Source organism: Micromonospora sp. DT43, from assembly GCF_049841645.1.
GTDB lineage: Bacteria > Actinomycetota > Actinomycetes > Mycobacteriales > Micromonosporaceae > Micromonospora.
Window position 1 is genome coordinate 314,228 of record NZ_JBNCKR010000007.1, and the last position, 20,237, is coordinate 334,464.

The window sequence follows — 20,237 nt, forward strand, 5'->3', positions numbered from 1 at the left end:
CTACTCGCTGCGGGCGGTCTCCGGCCCGGTGATGCGTTCCAGCAGCGGCATCGTGGAGGCGATGACGCCGAGGCAGGCGACCAGTCCGACGACGACGATCACGTAGAAGCGCGGCTCCGGCGCGACGAGCGTGTAGTGCATCTGCGCCCGGAGGAACAGGTGCGCGGCGAGCAGGCCCATCCCGATGGCGACGGCCGCGACGGCGAGCATCGGCACGGCGCTCTCCAGCGCCACCACCCGACGCAGGACCCGCACCGGTGCGCCGCTGAGGCGCAGCAGGCTGAACGGGCGGCGGCGCTCGGTCAGACCGCCGATGACGCTCACCGCGAGGCTGCACCCGCCGAGGGCGAGGCTGGCGATGATGACGACGTTTGCCAGTTGTTCCCAGCCGCGCAGCGTGTCGGCGAAGTCCGACTCGAAGTCGCCGGGCACGTTCGGCCCGACCCAGAAGGTCGGGAAGGCGACCTCCAGCACGGTGCGGGTGCGCTCGATGGCGGTGGCCGAACCGTCCGTGCCGACGACGATCGACATCACCGGGAGCCGTTGAAGGTCGCCGAGTGGGACCGACGCGGCGGGCCAGACCCGGGCGGACGACGCCGACTCCCGGAAGGGGATGAGGCCCGTCGCGACCTCGGCGACGGTGGCACCTTCAGCGCACCGGCCGTACGCGCTGGGGATCTCGGTACACGCGATCAGGCCAGGCTCGCTGGCGTTCATCCTGTCCGGGTTCTCGCGCACCGCGGTCGCGGACCGCACGCCGGTGATCGAGCGAAGCCCGGTGAAGAGCGTGTCAGGCGCGGCCGGCGCGTCGTCAGGAAGGTAGAGAGACACCTGTCCCGCCTCGGTCGAGCCGACGGGTGCTGGACCCCGGTTGGCGACGATCGTGGTGATCACGCCGACGGCCACGCTCGTGACGAAGAGCGCGAGCATGATGCCGCTGATCGCCCGGAAGCCGGCCTTCGGGTTGTCGGCGAGGCGGCGCGCGGCGATGAGCGTGGCCGGGCGGTTGGCGTACCGGGCCAGGACCCGGGCGCCGACCATCGTCAGCCAGGGACCGGCGAGCACGAGGCCAGCCATGATGAGCAGGAGGGCGGGCAGGAAGATCGCGGCCTGGCCGTCGGACGTTTCCGGCTTGAAGCCGATGGCGAAGAACAGCACCGCGACACCGAGCAGGGCCGGGATCAGCCGGTACGCGCTCGGGACGCGGGGGGTGACCCGGCGGGTGACGCCCAGCGGCGAGATCCGTACGCGGCGCAGCGAGACCTGGGCGGCCACCGCCGCGCCGGCCGGGACGCCGAGCGCCACGAGTAGGACGTTCAGCACGCCCAGCGACATGTCATTGGGGAAGAACGGCATGCCGGTGAACGGGATGCTCGCCATCGCATCACGCAACGCGTAGAACATGCCGAAGCCGACGGCGGTGCCGGCGACGGCCGCGGCGGTCGCCTCCACCGCGGCGACGATCGCGATCTGCCGGGGTGTCGCGCCGACCAGCCGCATCGCGGCGAAACGCTGCTCCCGGCGGGCGGCGCTGAGCCGGGTGGCGGTGCCGATGAAGATCAGCACCGGGAAGAGCAAGCCGCCGGCGATCACACCCAGGATGAGGTTGACGGTGGTCTCGGGGAGAGCGGGGGTGTCGCCGATGCTTGTGACCTGCTTCGCGGCGGGTAGCTTGGCGACCTGGTCGGGCGTGCCGCCGGCGATGACGAGCAGGGTGTCCGGGGACGTCAGCGCGGCCGGACCCACAGTGCCGAGATCCCGCCCCGGGTAGCGGTCGCCCAGTTGGTCCGCCGGTTGGGCGGCCAGCAGGTCGCGCAACGCGGGCGAGGCGTAGAACTCGCCGGGACCAGGGGTGGTGGGGACACCGACCGGGGTGGGCGCGGTCGAGCCGGTCGCGGCGACGTCGATCCGAATGATCTGCCTGCCGTGGAAGTAGTCGAACCGGGTCGACCACCACAGCGGGTCGACGTCGCCGGCCGAGGCGTTGGGATACATCGAGGCGTACCGGGTGAGCTGGGCGTTTACCGCGTTGACCCCGGCGAGGGTGGTCAGCAGCAGCCCGCTGCCGATCGCGACGGCGGCGGCGATGACGAGCAGGCGGGTGAGCGCCTCACGGCCCCCGGCCACGGCGAGGCGGAACCCGAAGCGGATCATGAGGCGATCCGGTCCGGCGCGTTGACGCGCCCGTCGCGGACCATGACCTCGCGGTCGGCGTACGCGGCGATCCGCGGTTCGTGGGTCACCAGGATGACTGTGGTGCCCTGCTCGCGGGCGGTGTCGACAAGCAGGTCCATCACCTGCTCGCCGGTGAGCGAGTCGAGCGCGCCGGTCGGCTCGTCGGCGAAGAGCACCTGCGGCTCGGCGACCAGGCCGCGGGCGAGGGCGACGCGCTGCGCCTGCCCGCCGGACAGCTCACCCGAGCGCCGCTGCTCCAGGCCGTCCAGGCCGAGGCGCGCGAACCAGGCGTACGCCTTCGTGAGCGCCTGGGTGCGGCGGACGCCACTGAGCAGCAGGGGGAGGGCGACGTTCTCCACAGCAGTCAGCTCGGGCACGAGCTGGCCGAACTGGAACACGAAGCCGAACCGGTCCCGGCGCAGGCTGCTGCGCTGGGTCTCGGCCAACGCGTCGACCCGGATCCCGTCGAAGAGGATCTCGCCGGAGTCGGGCACGAGGATGCCGGCCAGGCAGTGCAGCAGGGTGGACTTGCCCGACCCGCTGGGGCCCATGATGGCGAGGATCTCGCCCGCGTCCACGGCGACGCTGGCGCCGCGCAGGGCTGGCGTCTGGCCGAAGGCGAACTCCACGTCGCGGGCCTCGATCACGACGGTCATCGCCGTACCTCCTTGCGCAGGGCGTCCAGGCGGGCGCCGGTCATCTCGATCCATCGGAGGTCCGCCTCCAGGTGGTACAGGCCGTGGTCGGCCAGCAGGGCGTCGACGAGGCTGCCGGCGCGCTTGATCTCGGTCAGCTCGCGCATCCGGTGCAGGTGCGCGCTGCGCTGGGTGTCGAGGTACTCGGCGGCGGGACGGTCGAGCATCAGCGCGAGCACGACCTTGGCGAAGAGCACCGTCTGCAGGTGTGGCTCCGGGTCGACCGGCTGCGTGAGCCACTGCTCGACCTCGGTGGCGCCGACGTCGGTGATGACGTAGCGCTTGCGGTCGGGGCCGGAGCCGGGCGCGACGTCGCTGATCACCACTTTCCCGTCGCGGGCCAGGCGGCTGAGGGTGGAGTAGACCTGCCCGAACGGCAGTGGCTTGCCCCGGCCGAAGAAGGCGTCGTAGTCGCGCTTCAGGTCGTAGCCGTGGCTGGGCTCCCGTTCGAGGAGGCCGAGAAGGGTCAGTGGCACGCTCATGCCAGGAGACTACACCGGGTGTATACCTCGCGTATATACCCCCGGTGTGCTCACGGCTTAGGGCACTACTTTCGCAGGTCAGCCGGCCAGGGCGCGGGCCAGGGCGTAGCCGGCGGCGGCCGCCGCGAGCCCGGCGGCGACGCTGCCCACGACATTTGCCAGCGCGAGGAGGCGGTGACCGCCCCGGGTCAGGCGCAGCGTCTCGTAGCTGAAGGTGGAGTAGGTGGTCAGCGCCCCGCAGAACCCGGTGCCGAGCAGCGCGGCGGCCGCCGGGCTGTTCGGTAACCCGACGAGCACGCCGAGCAGCAGCGAGCCGACCACGTTGACGGTGAGCGTGCCCCAGGGGAACACCGAGTCGTGCCGGGACTGCACGGCCCGGTCGGTGAGATAGCGCAGCGGTGCGCCGACGGCCGCTCCCAGCGCGATGAGCAGCACGCTCATCGGGCCGCCGTCCCACGCCGCAGCAGCCCGGTGGTGACGGCGTCGCCCAGCCCGACCGCGACGAGCGCCCCGAGCACCGTCGCGGCCAGGTACGCCAACGCGGTGCCCGGGGCGCCCGCCACGAGCGCCTGCTGGATGTCCACCACGTAGGTGGAGAAGGTGGTGAAGCCGCCGAGCACCCCCACCCCGAGGAACGGGCGGGCCAGCGGGTGTCCACCGCCGAGGTGCCCGAGCGCCGCCATCAACACGCCGATCAGCAGGCAGCCCGACACGTTGATGCCGAACGTCGCCCAGGGAAAACCGGTAGGCGTGTGCGGGGCGGCGTGCTGCAGACCGGCCCGGCCCAGCGCCCCGAGGACCCCGCCGGCCGCGATCGTGGCCAGCACCGCCGCGGGACGGGCTGTCAACTCCCGCCGGTCGGCGGGGACACGCATGTCGACGTCAGGGTCGGTACGCGGCTCGAATGGATCTGACACGAGTCCTTCCTACCAGCACGGGTGCTGGTCAGCGCACCGCCGCGACGGCGGCGTCCGGTCCGCCGCGCCACACCGTGCCGACCTCGCCGAACCCGGCCTCGCGGAGCGCGGCGAGGTGCCAGGAGACCGGCGGGTTCCACTCCGGGCTGTGCCCGGTCGGGTAGATGGCGTGCCGCTGTGCCACCAGCGGGGCGAGCGCAGGGTCGGCGGCGGCCCGGTCCCACCAGTCCGACCACGAGAGCACCGATCCGGCGGCGTAGCGGGCGTTGCGCCGGTCCCGTGCCCGGTCCAGCAGTCGCTTGGTCAGCTCCGGCAGCGTGTCGTCGGGCATGTGGTCGGCGTTGACGAAGATCCCACCCGGCCGCAGCACGTCGCGCAGCTCGGCGTAGAGCACGCCGAGCCGGTCGGCCGGCAGCCAGTGCAGGGCGGTGGCGGTGAGGACGGCGTCGTACTCGGAGTGGGGGAGCGCCGAGCGCCAGTCGGGAGTGGCGAGGTCGGCGGTGACGATGGTGGCCCGCCCGGCCAGCGAGGCGCCGGCGATGGCGAGCAGCCTCGGGTCGAGGTCCACCAACGTCAGCTCGGCGTCGGGGAAGCGCGCCAGCGTCCGCAGCGAGATGGTGCCGGTGCCGCCGGCCAGGTCGAGCAGGCGCGGGGGTCGGCCGTCGAGGACCGCGTCGACGGCGTCGAGCATGGTGGCGAGGCGGTGTTCCCGGTCCGGCATGTAGGCCTCCTGCTGGCGGTCCCAGCTTTCCTGCCATGCGGACGGATCCAAGGTGTAAGGACTCATGGCGATCAGGCTAGTTACTTAAGAGGGGTTCGGTCCAGACCTTGTTGCACATCTTTTGCAATTGCAGGATGATGGCGGGGCGATGATCGGAGCGGCGCCGGGTCGGGCATCCCGCCCCACCCGGCGTCCCTCACCTCGCGCCTCAGGTCCACGGCCGGCGTACGGTACCCGCAGCCCCCACCGGGACCGTCGCGCAAGGAGGCAGGCGATGCAGGACCGCACCCCTCGTCCGGAAGAGCTGGAGCCGATCGAGCGCGCCGACATCGACGAGCTGCGCGCCCTGCAACGCGAACGGCTGCGGTGGTCGTTGCGGCACGCGTACGACAAGGTGCCGCACTACCGTCGGGCGTTCGACGCCGTCGGGGTGCACCCCGACGACTGCCGGGACCTCGCCGACCTGGCCCGCTTCCCGTTCACCGGCAAGGCGGAGCTGCGCGACAACTACCCGTTCGGCATGTTCGCCGTACCCCGGGAGCAGGTCGCCCGACTGCACGCCTCCTCCGGCACCACCGGCCGGCCCACAGTCGTCGGCTACACCCGCGACGACCTGCGGACCTGGGCCCGGCTGATGGCCCGGTCCATCCGCGCCTCCGGCGGCCGTCCCGGCGACCGGGTGCACGTCGCGTACGGCTACGGGCTCTTCACCGGCGGGCTGGGCGCCCACTACGGGGCCGAGGAGCTGGGCTGCACCGTCATCCCCGTCTCGGGCGGCATGACCGAACGACAGGTGCTGCTGATCCGCGACTTCGAGCCCGAGGTCATCATGGTCACGCCCAGCTACCTCCTGGCCATCGTCGACGAGATGCGCCGCCAGGGCATCGACCCGCGTGCCACGTCACTGCGGGTGGGCATCTTCGGCGCCGAGCCGTGGACCGAGGACATGCGCCGCGAGATCGAGCAGCAGCTGGACATCCACGCCGTCGACATCTACGGGCTCTCCGAGGTGATGGGCCCCGGCGTGGCCACCGAGTGCGTCGAGACCAAGGACGGCCTGCACCTCTGGGAGGACCACTTCTACCCCGAGATCATCGACCCGGTCACCGGGGCGGTGCTGCCCGACGGCGAGCGGGGCGAGCTGGTGCTCACCTCGCTGACCAAGGAGGCGATGCCCGTCGTGCGCTACCGCACCCGGGACCTGACCCGGCTGCTGCCCGGCACCGCCCGGCCGATGCGCCGGATCGAGAAGATCACCGGCCGGACCGACGACATGATGATCCTGCGCGGGGTGAACATCTTCCCGACGCAGATCGAGGAGCTGATCCTGCGTACGCCTCAGCTGTCGCCGCACTTCCAGTGCGTCCTCGACCGGCAGGGTCGGCTGGACACCCTCACCGTACGGGTGGAGCGGCGCGTCGGGGTCGCCGTGGACGCCGCCGAGCGGGCCGGCGCGAGCGTGGCCGAGCTGGTGAAGAACACCATCGGGGTAAGCGTCGCGGTGGACGTGCTCGACCCGGACTCGGTGGAACGGTCGATGGGCAAGATGCGCCGCATCGTCGACAAGCGACAGCCTCCACGGACGGCGGCATGAGCGGGCGGGTTCTCCGCCGCCTCGACGGGGGTGGGCGGTGAGCGGCAGTCTGCGAGTGGCGGTGGCCGGTGCCGGTCTGGGCGGATTGTGCGTCGCCCAGGGCCTGCTGCGGGCCGGTGTCGACGTCGACGTCTACGAGCGGGACGCCGCGCTGCACACCCGCCGGCAGGGTTACCGTCTGCACATCGATTCTCGCGCGGCTCTCGCGCTGGAAAAATGCCTGCCACCGCGGCTGTTTCGGCTGTTCCTGGCGACAGCGGGCCGCCCTGGGAGCAGGGTGACGGTGCTGTCCCGTCGGCTGCGTGTCCTGTACGAGACCCCCGTCGGCCCGGCCGGTGACCCGGACGATCCGGCGACTCTGTCCACGTCGGTTGATCGGGGTACTCTGCGCGAGATCCTTGCCGGAGGGCTCGACGGGCGAATTCACTGGGGTCACGAACTCGCCGGCTACGAGCAGGACCCGGACGGGGTGACGCTCCGCTTCACGGACGGCTCCACGACGCGCGCCGACGTCCTGGTCGGTGCGGACGGGGTGAGTTCGACCGTTCGCCGCGTACTGCTGCCACACGCAGAGCAGGTCGACACCGGCACGCGGATCATCTACGGCAGGACGCCGTTGGACGACGCGGCACGGCGGCTCATTCCGTCGGCCCTGTACGACGGGTTCACCGCGATCGCGGGCGGCCACGTCGGTCTGGCTGCCGGGCTCGTCGAGTTCCGGCGTCAGCCCGTCGACGCGGCCGCCGCGATCGCGCCAGACGTACGGTTGAGTCCGGCCAGCGACTACCTGATGTGGGCGGTCTCCGCGCAACGCGACCGGCTGCCGGCGGTCGACGGGAAACTCGGGGAGGCCGACGCCGCGACCCTGCACGCCGTCGCCTGCCGCGCGATCCGGTCGTGGCACCCCGACCTCCGCGCCCTGCTCGGCGCGGCGGCCGTGGAGGAGACGTTCTTCGTCCGGGTCCGCAGCAGCCGACGCGTGCCCGCCTGGAACCCGAGCAGGGTGACGCTGCTGGGTGACGCCATCCACGCGATGAGCCCGGCCCGTGGCTCCGGAGCGAACACCGCGCTCATGGACGCCGCGCATCTGTGCGACGCGCTCACCGGTGGCAGCGACATCGTCGAGGCGATCGGCGAGTATGAGCGGCGCATGCGTGACTACGGCTTCGCCGCGGTCGACGCGTCGCTGCGGGCGGAGGCGGAAGCCGCGCGGCGGAGAAACCTGCTGTGGCTGTGGGTCGTCGACCACCTCCCGAAACCCCGGGGCACGGGCAGACGGATGCCCTGAGCCCAGGGGCGAGGTGGCGAGCGGTCGACGGGTCAGCGCGCCCGGCGGCGTCGACATAGGATCCGCCCCATGCGCGTGCTGGTGGTTTCCGCCCCGCTCGTCGGGCACGTCTTTCCCCTGGTGCCACTCGCGGTCGCGCTGCGCGACGCCGGCCACGACGTGCTGGTCGCCACCGGTGGTGGGGCGATGGCCGCCGCCGACTCCGGTCTGGCCGTGCACGACGTCGCGCCGGGCTTCGACTTCGGCCGGATCGCGCAGCGGGTCTTCCTCCGCCATCCGCTGATCGCGCGCGCCGAGATGGCCGGCACCGCCGGCACCCGGGGCGCCGGCCTGCTCTTCGGCGCGCTCAACGATCAGCTCACCGACCCGGTCGTCGCGCTGGCTACCGAGTGGCGTCCGGATCTGGTGGTGCACGAGCCGTTCGCGGTCGCCGGTGCGGTGGCGGCGGCGCGGCTAGACGTGCCGGCCGTACGCCAGGAGAACGCCCTCTTCGACGGCCGGGACCTGGTCCGCGCGACCACCGCGCAGCTCGGTGCCGTGCTGCGCCGCCACGGCCTCGCGGAGCTGCCACCACCCGCCGCCGCCCTCGCCGTGGCGCCGCCCAGCGTGGCCACCCAGCACGGCTGGCCGATGCGCTACACGTCCTACGTGGGCGGCGGTGAGCTGCCGGCCTGGCTGCGCGAGCCGGGCGAGCGCCCCCGGATCCTGGTCACCCGCAGCACCCTGACCGGCCCCGGCGACCGAGGACCGATGCCCGCCGTGGTGGCCGCCGCGGCCCAGGTGGACGCCGAGATCGTGCTGGTGCGGCCCGATGAGCGCTCGGCTCGTTCGCTGCCCGGCAACGTCCGGGTGGTCGACTGGATCCCGCTCGACGAGGCGCTGCCGGCGAGCGCCGCGCTGGTGCACCACGGCGGGGCGGGCAGCGCTCTCGGCGCCCTCGCCGCCGGCCTGCCGCAACTGGCCACCGTGGGTGCGGGGGACCGGCGGCACAACGCCGAGCTGGTGGCCCGCCGGGGTGCCGGCCTCGCGCTGCGTCCGGCCGACATCACCGCGCAGACGCTGACCCGGCTGCTCACCGACGAGAGCCTGCGCACGGCCGCCGCGCAGGTCAGCCATGAGATCGCCGCGATGCCACCGCCGACGGCCCTGGTGGCCCGGCTGGCGGCGCTGGTCTGATCCCCGCCCCGCGCGCCACGGCCGGGCCCGAGCCCGACTGCGGGAGGATGGCCCGATGCGACACGTCGTGCTGTTCCACTCCGTGTACGGGCTGCGGCCCGCCGTTCGCGCCGCCGCCGACCGGTTGCGCGCCGCCGGGCACCGGGTCACCGCCCCCGATCTGTACGGCGTCCCGGCCGCCGACACCGTCGAGGAGGGCTTCGCGCTGCTCGACAAGATCGGCCACGAGGTGGTGCTCGACCGGGCCCGCGCGGCGCTGCGCGACCTGCCGCAGCAGACGGTGCTCGCCGGTTTCTCGATGGGCGCGGGCGTCGCCGGGGCACTGCTCGCCGAGCGCCCCGACGCCGCCGGCCTGCTTCTGCTGCACGGCACCGGCGGCGCACCGGACGCGGCCCGGTCCGGCCTGCCGGTGCAGCTGCACCTCGCCGACCCGGACCCGTACGACGCGCCGGACGAGGTCGACGAGTGGCAGGCGGCGATGACCGACGCCGGGGCCGACCTGGCCGTGTTCCGCTATCCCGGCGCCGGGCACCTGTTCACCGACCCGGACCTCGCCGAGTACGCCCCGGACGCCGCCGAGGCGGCCTGGTCGCGGGTGCTCGCCTTCCTCGACCCGGAGTGAGCGTCGGCACGATTCTTTGGCGATCGTTCCAGTTGGCTCGTAGGGTGGGCGCATGGCTCGTACCCGGGAGTTCGACCTTGACGCGGCGGTGGCCGCTGCCATGGAGGCGTTCCGGCGCAACGGCTACGAGGGGACCTCGATCCGTGACCTGAGCAGGGCGACCGGCCTGGGCAGCGGCTCGATCTATGCCGCTTTCGGCAGCAAGGAAGGGTTGTACCTGGCCGCGCTCGACCTCTACCGGCAGCAGTACGCGGTGCCACTGATCGACATGCTGCGCTCGGGCAACGACGCCCGGGAGGTGATCCGCGAGATCTTCGTCGCCGCGGTGGATGAGATCGCGCGGGACGGGAAACGCCTGGCATGTCTGATCGTCGGCGCCACGGTCGAGCGGGCCCGCGACGACCTGCGGGTCGCCGAGCGGCTCCGGGCGACGACCCGATCTCTGGAGTCCGCCCTCTTCGACGTGCTCGCCGAGGGCCAGCTGCGCGGTCAGATCCCGCCCGAGCGCAGTGCCGACGACCTCGCCATCTTCCTGGTGACCAGCCTCCAGGGCCTGCGGGTGATGGGCGGGATCAACCCCGACCGGGCCACCCTGATGCGCTCCGCCGAGGTCGCGCTGACCTGCCTGGACTGACCGGTCCCTGGCAGCGGTTCCGTCCGTTTTCGTACCTAATTCTGTAACGAACGCTCAAATTAGTCTGGAAGGAAAAGGATGAAGGCGACAGGTGTGGGCATCATCGGGCCCGGCGCGTGGGCGTCGGTGTCGCACATTCCGGTGATCGCGGCGTCGCCGGCGTTCGAACTGCGTGCGGTCAGCACGTCCCGCCGTAGCTCGGCGGAGGCCGCGGCGGCCGCCTACGGGGTGCCCGGATACGACGACCACCGGCGCCTTCTCGCCGACCCGCGGGTCGACATGGTGGTCGTCGCGGCGCCGGTCGCCCAGCACGTCGAGCTGATCTCGGCGGCACTCGAGGCAGGCAAGATCGTCTACAGCGAGTGGCCGCTCGCCAACGGTCTGGCCGAAGCGGAACGCCTCGTCGAGCTGGCCCGCAAGGCCGGCGTCCGTACCGTCGTCGGGCTCCAGGGACGCTACGCCCCCGAGGTCCAGCACGCGGCGGACCTTGTGCGCGACGGGTACGTCGGTGAGGTGCTCGGCACCACCCTGGTCGGCTCCGGCATGGTCTGGGGTGCCGAGGTGGCCACTCACGCCCAGGCCTACTGGTTCGACAACGCAAACGGCGCGACCCCGCTCACCTCCGCCGCGTTGCACGCCCTCGACCCGCTGCACGTCGTGCTCGGCGAGTTCGACACGGTCGCGGCCAACCTCGTGGTCGGGCGCAAGGAGGCGACCATCACCGAGGACGGCAGCAGGATCCCGATCACGGCCCCCGATCAGGTCGCCCTGATCGGCACGCTCGCCTCCGGCGCGGCCGCCTCGGTCTTCTATCGCGGCGGCGCGTCACGTGGCGACAACCTCCGGTGGGAGATCAACGGCACCGACGGAGACCTCGTCCTGACCTCGGCCTGGGGCAACATGCAGGTCGCCCAGCTCACCCTCGCCGGCGGCCGCGGCACGGACACCACCGCCACCATCATCGATGTGCCGGCGTCCTACTCGGACGGCATCGCCACGGGCCTGCTCTCGACCCCGGCCCAGGGCGTTGCGGGGCTCTACGCGCAGCTGGCGCGCGACCTGGCCGACGGCGCCCACACTGTGCCCGACTTCGCGCACGCCCTCCGCCGGCACCGCCTCATCGACGCCGTCGAGCGCGCGTCAGCCACCGGCGTCGCGCAAACCCCACGGTGACCGACCCGCGGTCGGCGCCCGGCAGTGCCGACCGCCTTTGTCCGGAGTTGGAGTCAATGACGTACGAGGCCGACGTGTCGTCGCGTCGTGAGCGCCCCATGCGCGGCCTGCTGTTCAAGCACAGAAGAAACGAGGTAACGACATGCGTGCAGTGGTGCTCAAGGAATTCGGCGGCCCACTCGTCCTCACGGAGGTCGAGACGCCGGCCCCGGGCCCGGGCCAGGTGCTGGTTCGGGTCGCGGCGAGCGGTGTCAACCCGCTGGACATCAAGATCCGAGCCGGCAAGGCCGCCCACGCCCGGCACAACCCGCCGGCCGTACTCGGTCTGGACCTGGCCGGTGTCGTGGCGGAGATCGGCCCGGGGGTCACTGGCCTCGATCCCGGTGACGAGGTGTACGGACTGACCGGTGGTGTCGGTGACCTGCAAGGATCGCTCGCCGAGTACGCGGCCGTGGACGCCCGGTTGCTCGCCCGCAAACCGGAGTCGCTGAGTCTGCGCGAGGCGGCGGCTCTACCGCTGGCCGCCATCACCGCCTGGGAGGGGCTGGTGGACCGGGCTCGGGTCAGCGCGGGCCAGCGGGTACTGGTGCACGGGGGCGCGGGTGGCGTCGGGCGGATCGCCATCCAGTTCGCCCGCGCCCGGGGCGCTGAGGTCTTCGCCACCGGATCGCCCCGAAGCCTCGATGCCATCGCTCGCCTCGGTGCGACTCCGATCGACCACACCAGCGCGGTGGTCGGGGACTATGTCGGCGAGTACACCGGCGGTGAGGGCTTCGACGTGGTTCTCGACACCATCGGTGGCGTCAATCTCGACCTGTCCTTCGGTGCGGTCCGCACCTACACCGGGCACGTCGTCAGCGTTCTGGGCTGGGGCACCCACAGCCTCGCGCCGCTGTCATTCCGTGGCGCCAGCTACTCAGGGGTCTTCGCCCTGCTGCCGATGCTTACCGGTCAGGGACGCGAGCACCATGGAGAAATTCTGCGCGAAACCGCGGCCCTGGCCGACGAGGGAGCGTTGCAGCCGGTCGTCGACCCCCGGCGGTTCACCCTGGCCACCGTGGCCGACGCCCATGCCGCCGTGGAGAGCGGCGTCAGCACCGGCAAGATCGTGGTCGACGTCGAGTGACGGTTCTCGGTGTCGTCGGGGCGAGATCTTGGACAGTTTCCGTCATCCGGGCGGGAACTGTCCAAGATCTCCTCGACTCAGCGGGTGGCGCCGATGCGCGGGGGAGTGGCGGTGCCGTGGACACGCTTGGCGTGCGTCGCGTACAACCGGGGCGCCAGGACCGGCATGAGCAGCCGCGCCGGCAGCGGGGCGTGCGCGAGCACCGCCTTGATCACCTCGGGGTCGCCCTCGTACATCGCCATGCCGAAGGTCAGCGGCAGGTGCTTCTTCGGGGTGTCCCGCAACCCGTGCTCGCCGAGCTTCGCCCACTCCGCAGCGGTGACGTACCGCTGCGCCAGTGGCAGGATCTCTGCCTCCTCCATGGCCATGTGCTCAGTCGCCGCGGCGCGCAGACGCTCCAGCGCCTCGGCCACCTCGGCACCGTCACGCCCGGTCCGACGCCAGTCGGGCAGCAGGGCGACCACTGCCTCGTACGCCTCCTCGATGGCGTGGTGCTGTGCCTGCATGGTGGGCACGACGGCGGCCGCCTCGGCCCCTCCGCGCTCGGCGAGCAGCGGCCACAGGAAGATGTCCTCGCCCTCGTGGTGCAGGTGCAGTTGCTGGCACATGAGCGCGGCGTGGGCGCCCACGACCTCCGCGCGCTTCACGTCACCCGGTCGTACACCCCGGACGAGCTGCGGAAGCAGGCCGAACTCGCGACGGAACAGGATGTGCACCATGTACATGTCGCGGACGTCGGCCATGGCTTCCTGGTGGTTCTGGTTCACGGTGACCTTTCCGAGGGCCTAGTGGGTCAAACACGTCGATCATGTGCGTCGCCACTTGGAACCGGCTTGGAACCGAGGGTCGGTCAGTCGGTCAGCGCCGCCGTCGCCTCGGCCAGCCAGTGCGGCGACTCCCACCGGCACGCCACGCTGGCCGCCAGCCGGAAGTGCCGCGCCGCCTCCTCGGGGCGGTCCACCAGGCGGAACAGCTCCCCGAGCGTCAGCGCGATCGGCCGCACCACGGCCGCCGTGGTGGAGAAGCCCGCCAGTTGGTCACGAACCGGGAGCAGCGCGTCGATCACGGGCTGCGCCAGGTCCCGTCGACCCAGCGCCACGATGACCATCGCGCGCACGCTCAGCAGCGCCGACTCGAAGTAGTCCGGGCGGTAGGTGTGCCTGCCGATCGGCATCGCCCGCGCCTCGTCCACCCGTCCGCTGCTGATCAGCGCCAGCGCCAGCAGGTCGTCCACGATCGGCCCCAACAACCCGCGGACCCGCCGGGTCGCCTCCACGTGCTCGCCGAAGCGCCCCTGGCTGATCAGCAGCGTCCCCACGGCGAAGTAGTGGAACGCCTCGGCATGCAGCGAGCCCTGTCGCCGCATCTGCGCGGCGACCTCGTCGTAGTGCCGCCGCGCGGCCCCGAAGTCGCCGGCGATGTGCGCGAGCACGGCGAGTGAGCACAGGTGCAGCACCTGGGCCTCGTTCAGCTGGTACGTCTGGGCCAGCCGCCCCTGCCGGGCGACACTTGCCCGCAACTCAGCCGGCTCGTTGAGCGCGGCGGCGGCGTGGCCGAGCACCTGCTCGGCGACCCACTGATAGCTCACCAGCCCGTGCTCGTCGGCGAGGTCACGCAGCTCCAGCGCCAGCTCCCGGCGCTGCGGCGCCTGCGACTCGTAGCTCATGGTGCGCAGCCGGGCCGCCAGCCCGAGGGCGCGCAACTCGGGATCGTCGAGCCCTCGGGAGATCGTCAGGGCCTCCCGCCCGGCCGCCGCGCCGCGCGGGTCCGCCTCGCCGTCCAGCTCGGTGGCGAGCGCGTCGAGCAGTCGGCAGCGGGTGACCGGGTCGAGGTCGTCGGCGCGCAGCAGCCGGGTGAGCAGTTCGATGACAGTGTGGTCCACCGCGCCGTACTCGTGTCTCAGCCACGGGCTGGGGACGGTCCACGCGGTGAACGCGGCGATCAGCAGCTCGTCCCGGTTCGACGCGATGGCGATGTCGACGGCCCGGGTGCGGGTCTGCTGGGCGGCGGCCACCGCGCCGGCCCGGGCCTGGGCGCGCAGCAGCCGGCCCAGCAGGTCGACCTGCAGCGCGGCGCGGTCCCCGGGGACCGACGCGGCGGCCTCGACGGCGTTGCCGAGCAGCTCGATCGCGGCGTCGTACGCGTACCGCCGCTCCGCCAACTCCGCGGCGCGCACCGCGTAGTCGACGGCGAGCGGTGCGGTGTCGGTCGACGCGGCGCGGACGTAGTGGTGGGCCAGGGCCGGGTAGTCGTCGGGGCGCAGCCGACGGGTGGCGGCGGCGATCCGGGCGTGCAGGCCGGTGCGGCGCAGCTTCGGCAGGTCGGTGTAGATGGTGTCGCAGACCAGGCCGTGCACGAACCGCACCCGCCCCGGCGCCGGTTCGGTGAGCAGGCCGGCGCTCAGCCCGGCTTCCAGCGCGTGCAGGACGGCGCCCTCGTCGGTGCCGGCGGCGTCGACAAGTGTCCGCACGTCCGCCTCCCGCCCGACGGCAGCGGTCAGGCGCAGCACCGAGACCGCCGCCGACGGCAGGCGGGAGAGCCGGCGACGCAGCACGTCGCGTACCCCTTCGGGCACGTCGGAGGTGGCGACGAGGGTGCCCTCGGCGGCGAGCAGCCGCGCCGACTCCCGGACGTAGAAGGGGTTGCCGCCGGTGCGTTCGGTGAGCGCGGTGACCGTCTGCGGGTCGACCGTCGTCCGGGCCAGCGCGCCGAGCAGCCGTTCGACCTCGGACGTCGTCAGACCGCCCAGCTGGATCCGGTGGGGGGACCGGCGGGCCAGGACGGCCATGGTGTCGGCGAGCCGTTCCGGGTTGTCGGCGGGCCGCAACGCCGCGACGAACAGCACGGCGCCGGCGGTCATCTCGGTCACGCTGTGCAACAGCAGCAGCGTCTCCGCGTCCGCGGCGTGCAGGTCGTCGAGGACGACGGCGACGGGTCTGTCCACCGCCGCGGCGGTCAGCCAGGCGGCGACGGCGCGGTGCAGCCGGAACCGGCCGGCGGTGACGTCGCCGCCCGCCTCGCCGGCATCCTCGTCGAGCAGCGGGGCGAGTGCCGGCGCGAGATCGCCCGGCGGCGCCTGCGCGGCGAGCTGCCGCAGCGCCTCGACCCACGCCCAGGCCGGCGGGGCGCCCTCGACCTCGGGGCAGCGACCGAGGGTGACCAGCCAGCCGCGGGCGTCCAGCTCCTCCCGGAACCGGGCGAGCAGGCTGGTCTTGCCGGCCCCGGCCTCCCCGCCGAGCAGCGCCACGCGCGGCCCGTTCACCGCCGCCTCGGCGGCTGCCTGCCGAAGATCCGCCAGCTCGGCCTCCCGCCCGACGAACACGTCCTCCGACGCCTGACGATCGGCACGCGCCGCGACCACAGGCGGGAGCAGGTCGAGGCGCTGGCCCAGGATCGCGGACTCCACCTCGACCAACGCCGGGCCCGGGTCCAGGCCGAGCTGGTCCGCCAGGGTCGCCCGCGCCCGTCGCAGCGCGGCGAGCGCGTCCCCCTGCCGACCGGTACGCCACAACGCCAACGCCAGCAGCCGCCAGGTCTCCTCCCGCAGCGGGGCCTGCCGGGTCAGCAGCTCCGCCTCCGGCACCGCCTCGGCCGCGTCGCCGCAGCGCACTGTCACGTCGAGCAGCAACTCCCGGGCGACGAGACGCAGCTCCTCCAGCCGCAGCATCTCCGACTGCGCCCACGGCTCAGCGGCGAATTCGGCGTACGCGGGACCGCGCCACAGGTCGAGCGCGGCGCGTAGCAGCGGGCGTGCGCGCTCCGGGTCGGCGAGGCTCACCGCGCGGGCCTCGGCGAGCAGCGCCTCGAACCGACTGGCGTCCAGGGCGTCGGCAGGCACCCGGAGCGCGTACCCGGGCGGCACCGTGACCAGGACCCGCGCCGGCGCGCGGCGCTCGCGGGCCGGCTCGACCACGCGGCGCAGGTGCGAGACGTACGCCTGGAGGGAGACGATCGCCCGGGGCGGCGCGTCCCCCCGCCACAGCTCCTCGATCATCCGGCCGACGGAGACGACCTCGCCCCGGGCCGCCAGCAGCAGCGCGAGCACGGCGCGTTGGCGGGGGCCACCGAGGTCGACCGGCCCGCCTGTGTCGACCTCGACCTCGAGCGGCCCGAGCACCCGTAACAGCATGACCGCGCCAATCCTAGTCACCCCCCGGCCGGCGGTTTCGCGATCTCGCCGGACCCCGACGGGGCGATACCGTGGCGTCACCATCATGATCCTTGCGGAGGCAGCGGCGATGACCACCACGACCTTCGACGACCACGAGCGGTCGCGCTGGGCCGGGCGGGCGATGGCGTACGACGGCAGTTTCGCGCTGCTGTGCGCCCATCCCGCCCCGGCGCTGCTGGACGCCGCCGACGTCGACACCGGAACCCGGGTGCTCGACGTCGGCACCGGTTCCGGGACCGTGGCCGGGCTGGCGTGCGCGCGCGGAGCCCGTGTGGTGGCCGTCGACGCGGAGCCCGGCATGGTCGCCCTGGCGGGTAGCCGGCTCCCGTCCGCCGAGGAGGTCCGCCTCGCGGCCCTGCCCCGACTCCCGTTCGACTCCGGGCGGTTCGACGCGGCAGTGGCGAACTTCGTGATCAACCACGTGGGCGACCCGGCGGCCGCGATCACCGAGCTCCGACGGGTCGTGCGGTCCACCGGCCGCATCGCCGTGACGACGTGGCCGCACCCTCCACCACGGGCGCAGCGTCTCTGGGGTGAGGTCTTCGCCGCCGCCGGGGTCGAATTCTCGAACGCCGTTCCGGCGGTGGACGCGGAGCGGGACTTCCCCCGTACCGTCGACGGGCTCGCCGGCCTGCTCGCCGTCGCCGGCCTCGACGACGTGCGGTGCGAGACGATCACCTGGGTGCATCGGACCGACCCCGAGGCGTGGTGGAGCGGCCCGGCGAACGGCATCAGCAGGCCCGGGCTGTTGTTGGAGACCCAGCCGCCAGGGGTGATCGCCCGCGTCCGTGCCGCGTACGACGAGCTGACCGCCGCCTACCGCGACGCGGACGGCCTGCTGGCGCTGCCCACCGCCGCGCTGCTGGCCTCGGCGTCCGTGCCGTAGCGCGCTGGCACCCCGGACCACCGAGACTGCCCGACGCGTCCGGGGTCGACGCCGGGCCCGTCGCCGTCAGGCCGAGGCGGCCAGGGCCTCCGGCCGGTGTCTCAACGGTGGACGGGGAACGACACGCGCGCCGGTCGCGACGATCGACGGCAGCGGCCGGTCGACCGTAGTGGGCGGCCGATCGCTCGTAGCGGTAGGCGGGACGGCGGCCAACGCGACCGCTCGGAGTCGGCGCGGGACGGGTGGAACGTCAACCCCGCGCGTCGGCGCGGCCGGTGGGGTGGCCATCGTGGGCGTGCGGACGCGTCGGTGTCGCCAGGCCGGGCCGGTGGCGCCGGAGGGCGGCGCGACGAAGCGCGCGTCGGGGCCGCCGACCCGGGCGCGGACCGCGTCGAGGCGGACCACCTCGGCCGGCCCCGCCGACCAGCCACCAGCGGCGCTGACCGCTACGGCGCTGACCGCACCGGCTCCGGCGCCGGCGTCGACCGCTGCGGCGTCGACCGCTGCGGCGTCGACCGCTGCGGCGCCGGCTCCTGCGGCACCGAGAGCACTGGCGCCGACCGCTACGGAGCCATCGGGAACGGCGGCGGCACGATTGGTGGCGGCGAGCGTGGTGGCGGCACGGTCGGTGGCCGCGCGGACGGTCGGCCGACCGGCGTTGCGCTGGACCAGGGTGCGTCGGTCGGCGCCGGGGTGCACGACGTCGGGCGGGGACACGGCTGCCCGTCGGGCGAACACGGCGCGCAGCGCGCGCGGAAGCCGTTCGGCGGCGACCTGGCGCAGCGCCGGCGCGACGAACGCGTACCCGCGGGCGTGGTCCTGGCGGAGCAGCCCGGCGGCGACGAGGGCGCGCAGCAGCGGAGCGGACCGCCCCGGCGTCCAGCCGAGCGCCCGGTCGATGGCCGCTTCGGAGAGCACGCCGCCGAGGGTGCCGACGGCCATCAGGACCGCCCGGCGCTCGCCGTCGAGCCGGTCCAGCTCGGCATCGCTGTGGCGGCGTACCGCGTCGGGCAGCGCCGTCGGGTCCGCGCCTCTCATGATCGCCGCCACGTACGCGGCGGCGTGCCCCGGTCGGCCGCCCACCAGCGGCAGCAGCCTGTCGACCAGGGACACCGTCTGCCCGGCGCGGGTCAGGAGTTGGCGCAGCAGCCGCCCGGACTGCACCGTGGCCAGGGGACGGACCGGCACCCGACGGGCCGGGCCGGGTCGGGTGTCGGCCCACTGCGGCTGATGCACGGTGAGCACCGCCAGCGGCAACCCGCGCACGGCCGCGCCGGTGAACAGCGCGTGCAGGAAGCGGCTCACGGCCGGCGCCGCGCGGTCCACGTCGTCCACGGCGACGACGAGCGGCCGGTGGGCGGCCAGGCGCAGCAGCGCGTCCCGGCCGACCGCCGCGCCGGCCAGCGCCTCGGCCGAACCGTCGGGGGTGGTCAGCAGCGACTGCAGTGCCGCCACCGCCGCCGCGACCCGGCTCGGCCGGTACAGCGGTGTCAGAGCGGCGGTCAGGCGGTCGCGGACCGTCGCCGGACCGTCACCATGGCGGATGCCGGCGACGCCGCGGACCAGTTCGGCGACCGGCGCGAGCACCTGGTCGGGGTACGGCGGGCAGCCCACCACGCACCAGCGCACCGGTATCCCGTCCACCGTGCGCAGCCCGCGGGCCAGCTCGTGCAGCAGTCGGCTGCGGCCGCTGCCGCTCGGGCCGACCAGGGACACCCAGCGCGGTTCGCGATCGTGCAACGCCCGGGAGACCTGGTCGGTGATGCTGGCCAGTTCGCGGCGGCGCCCGATCAGTGGACCGTCGTGCCGCTCGGTGCCCGGTCGCGCCAGGCCGGCGGCGTGCCACACCTGCATCGGCGGCACCCGGCCGGCGACCGGCACCGGCGCCAGTTGACGCTGCGTGATGAGACCGGCGGTGGCCCGTGCGGTGGCGGCGCACAGCGCGACGGTGCCGGGAGCGGCGTACTCCTGTAGGCGGGCCGCGGTGGTGATCACCGCGCCGCTGGCCACCCCGTGGCCGCCGCTGACCGCGCCGCCCAGGTCGACCACCGCCTCGCCGGTGGCGACCCCGACGCGCACCCGCAGGGTGATGTCACCGAGGATCGGCCGGCGATCCAGCGCGGCCTGGATCTCCAGCCCCGCCCGCACCGCCCGGTACGCGTCGAAGCCGTCGGAGTGCCGCGCGCCGAACAGCGCCATCACCGCGTCGCCGACGTACTTCTCGACCACTCCGTGCCAGCGGCGCAGCACGGCGGCGACCGTGTCGAAGTACGCCCGTTGCAGCGCGCGGACGTCCTCCGGGTCGAGCCGGTCGACAAGCGCGGTGGAGCCGACGATGTCGGCGAAGAGCACGGTGACGGTGCGTCTCTCCTCGGGCACCGGCCAGTGTGGGCGGTTGGTCCGCTGCGTGTCGGCGACGAAAGTGATCATGGGTTGCGCACCGGCCCTTCCCCCGCTGGTGGCTGACGACCCTCGGAGATTGGCATTCCTGGGCTGACGGGGGATCGGCAGAACGACGTATGTCGGCCACTCGCCACCATTAGTCGCAATGTCGACGCGAGGAGTACCACAAGCGGC

At 73.5% G+C, this 20,237-nt stretch carries 17 protein-coding genes; 8 read left to right on the top strand and 9 right to left on the bottom strand.

From position 1 onward, the window contains the following. The 6 genes from ACLQ26_RS19560 to ACLQ26_RS19585 form a co-directional block, all read right to left on the bottom strand. On the bottom strand, positions 1-2,154 hold the full coding sequence (locus ACLQ26_RS19560; protein ID WP_425745771.1) for an FtsX-like permease family protein: 2,154 nt from the start codon (positions 2,152-2,154) through the stop codon (positions 1-3). Further along, a complete protein-coding gene (locus tag ACLQ26_RS19565; RefSeq protein WP_425745772.1) occupies positions 2,151-2,831 on the bottom strand; it encodes an ABC transporter ATP-binding protein in 681 nt (226 codons plus the stop codon). Before ACLQ26_RS19565 ends, ACLQ26_RS19560 begins: the two co-directional genes overlap by 4 nt. After that, positions 2,828-3,352, bottom strand: coding sequence for a PadR family transcriptional regulator (locus ACLQ26_RS19570; RefSeq protein WP_007460700.1), 525 nt, complete (start codon positions 3,350-3,352; stop codon positions 2,828-2,830). The genes ACLQ26_RS19565 and ACLQ26_RS19570 overlap by 4 nt, the downstream gene beginning before the upstream one ends. 78 nt (positions 3,353-3,430) lie before the next feature. Then, positions 3,431-3,793 (bottom strand): fluoride efflux transporter CrcB, encoded by a 363-nt coding sequence (gene crcB, locus ACLQ26_RS19575; protein ID WP_425745773.1) that lies wholly within the window; start codon positions 3,791-3,793, stop codon positions 3,431-3,433. Next, positions 3,790-4,269 carry a fluoride efflux transporter FluC gene (locus ACLQ26_RS19580; RefSeq protein ID WP_425745774.1) on the bottom strand — a complete coding sequence of 160 codons (480 nt, stop codon included), beginning with the start codon at positions 4,267-4,269 and terminating at the stop codon, positions 3,790-3,792. The genes crcB and ACLQ26_RS19580 overlap by 4 nt, the downstream gene beginning before the upstream one ends. A gap of 28 nt (positions 4,270-4,297) precedes the next feature. Continuing rightward, complete coding sequence (locus ACLQ26_RS19585) at positions 4,298-5,056, bottom strand: class I SAM-dependent methyltransferase (protein ID WP_425745775.1); 759 nt, start codon at positions 5,054-5,056, stop codon at positions 4,298-4,300. A gap of 208 nt (positions 5,057-5,264) precedes the next feature. On the opposite strand from ACLQ26_RS19585, the gene paaK reads away from it, so the two are divergent. The 7 genes from paaK (at position 5,265) to ACLQ26_RS19620 (ending at position 12,603) form a co-directional block, all read left to right on the top strand. Continuing rightward, positions 5,265-6,584 carry a phenylacetate--CoA ligase PaaK gene (paaK, locus tag ACLQ26_RS19590; protein WP_425745776.1) on the top strand — a complete coding sequence of 440 codons (1,320 nt, stop codon included), beginning with the start codon at positions 5,265-5,267 and terminating at the stop codon, positions 6,582-6,584. A 37-nt stretch (positions 6,585-6,621) separates the two neighbouring features. Continuing rightward, positions 6,622-7,872, top strand: a complete 1,251-nt coding sequence (locus ACLQ26_RS19595; protein ID WP_425745777.1) for an FAD-dependent oxidoreductase — start codon at positions 6,622-6,624, stop codon at positions 7,870-7,872. A gap of 69 nt (positions 7,873-7,941) precedes the next feature. Further along, the gene (locus ACLQ26_RS19600) at positions 7,942-9,048 is read left to right on the top strand and encodes a nucleotide disphospho-sugar-binding domain-containing protein (protein WP_425745778.1); all 1,107 of its coding nucleotides are present in this window, start codon (positions 7,942-7,944) and stop codon (positions 9,046-9,048) included. A gap of 55 nt (positions 9,049-9,103) precedes the next feature. Further along, positions 9,104-9,670 (top strand): dienelactone hydrolase family protein, encoded by a 567-nt coding sequence (locus ACLQ26_RS19605; RefSeq protein WP_425745779.1) that lies wholly within the window; start codon positions 9,104-9,106, stop codon positions 9,668-9,670. A gap of 52 nt (positions 9,671-9,722) precedes the next feature. Then, positions 9,723-10,304: a TetR/AcrR family transcriptional regulator gene (locus ACLQ26_RS19610; RefSeq protein ID WP_425745780.1), complete on the top strand. Its 582-nt coding sequence runs from the start codon at positions 9,723-9,725 to the stop codon at positions 10,302-10,304. Positions 10,305-10,382: 78 nt separating this feature from the next. After that, a complete protein-coding gene (locus ACLQ26_RS19615) occupies positions 10,383-11,477 on the top strand; it encodes a Gfo/Idh/MocA family protein (protein WP_425745781.1) in 1,095 nt (364 codons plus the stop codon). Positions 11,478-11,619: 142 nt separating this feature from the next. After that, positions 11,620-12,603, top strand: a complete 984-nt coding sequence (locus ACLQ26_RS19620) for a zinc-dependent alcohol dehydrogenase family protein (protein WP_425745782.1) — start codon at positions 11,620-11,622, stop codon at positions 12,601-12,603. A 77-nt stretch (positions 12,604-12,680) separates the two neighbouring features. Here ACLQ26_RS19620 and ACLQ26_RS19625 read toward each other — a convergent pair whose 3' ends face one another. Further along, positions 12,681-13,370 carry a hemerythrin domain-containing protein gene (locus ACLQ26_RS19625; RefSeq protein ID WP_425745783.1) on the bottom strand — a complete coding sequence of 230 codons (690 nt, stop codon included), beginning with the start codon at positions 13,368-13,370 and terminating at the stop codon, positions 12,681-12,683. A gap of 83 nt (positions 13,371-13,453) precedes the next feature. Continuing rightward, the gene (locus tag ACLQ26_RS19630) at positions 13,454-16,732 is read right to left on the bottom strand and encodes a BTAD domain-containing putative transcriptional regulator (RefSeq protein WP_425745784.1); all 3,279 of its coding nucleotides are present in this window, start codon (positions 16,730-16,732) and stop codon (positions 13,454-13,456) included. Between the two features lie 109 nt (positions 16,733-16,841). On the opposite strand from ACLQ26_RS19630, the gene ACLQ26_RS19635 reads away from it, so the two are divergent. Further along, positions 16,842-17,660: a class I SAM-dependent methyltransferase gene (locus tag ACLQ26_RS19635; RefSeq protein ID WP_425745785.1), complete on the top strand. Its 819-nt coding sequence runs from the start codon at positions 16,842-16,844 to the stop codon at positions 17,658-17,660. 66 nt (positions 17,661-17,726) lie between these two features. Here ACLQ26_RS19635 and ACLQ26_RS19640 read toward each other — a convergent pair whose 3' ends face one another. Beyond that, positions 17,727-20,090, bottom strand: coding sequence for an adenylate/guanylate cyclase domain-containing protein (locus tag ACLQ26_RS19640; protein WP_425745786.1), 2,364 nt, complete (start codon positions 20,088-20,090; stop codon positions 17,727-17,729). Positions 20,091-20,237 lie beyond the last annotated feature (147 nt).

Bases quoted from the DNA above. Each gene is read 5' to 3' on its own strand.
- ACLQ26_RS19635 (WP_425745785.1), top strand. From the start codon at position 16,842: ATGACCACCACGACCTTCGACGACCACGAGCGGTCGCGCTGGGCCGGG.
- ACLQ26_RS19610 (WP_425745780.1), top strand. From the start codon at position 9,723: ATGGCTCGTACCCGGGAGTTCGACCTTGACGCGGCGGTGGCCGCTGCC.
- ACLQ26_RS19640 (WP_425745786.1), bottom strand. From the start codon at position 20,090: ATGATCACTTTCGTCGCCGACACGCAGCGGACCAACCGCCCACACTGG.
- ACLQ26_RS19620 (WP_425745782.1), top strand. From the start codon at position 11,620: ATGCGTGCAGTGGTGCTCAAGGAATTCGGCGGCCCACTCGTCCTCACG.
- ACLQ26_RS19615 (WP_425745781.1), top strand. From the start codon at position 10,383: ATGAAGGCGACAGGTGTGGGCATCATCGGGCCCGGCGCGTGGGCGTCG.
- ACLQ26_RS19565 (WP_425745772.1), bottom strand. From the start codon at position 2,831: ATGACCGTCGTGATCGAGGCCCGCGACGTGGAGTTCGCCTTCGGCCAG.
- ACLQ26_RS19630 (WP_425745784.1), bottom strand. From the start codon at position 16,732: ATGCTGTTACGGGTGCTCGGGCCGCTCGAGGTCGAGGTCGACACAGGC.
- ACLQ26_RS19570 (WP_007460700.1), bottom strand. From the start codon at position 3,352: ATGAGCGTGCCACTGACCCTTCTCGGCCTCCTCGAACGGGAGCCCAGC.
- ACLQ26_RS19585 (WP_425745775.1), bottom strand. From the start codon at position 5,056: ATGAGTCCTTACACCTTGGATCCGTCCGCATGGCAGGAAAGCTGGGAC.
- ACLQ26_RS19605 (WP_425745779.1), top strand. From the start codon at position 9,104: ATGCGACACGTCGTGCTGTTCCACTCCGTGTACGGGCTGCGGCCCGCC.
- crcB (WP_425745773.1), bottom strand. From the start codon at position 3,793: ATGAGCGTGCTGCTCATCGCGCTGGGAGCGGCCGTCGGCGCACCGCTG.
- paaK (WP_425745776.1), top strand. From the start codon at position 5,265: ATGCAGGACCGCACCCCTCGTCCGGAAGAGCTGGAGCCGATCGAGCGC.
- ACLQ26_RS19600 (WP_425745778.1), top strand. From the start codon at position 7,942: ATGCGCGTGCTGGTGGTTTCCGCCCCGCTCGTCGGGCACGTCTTTCCC.
- ACLQ26_RS19560 (WP_425745771.1), bottom strand. From the start codon at position 2,154: ATGATCCGCTTCGGGTTCCGCCTCGCCGTGGCCGGGGGCCGTGAGGCG.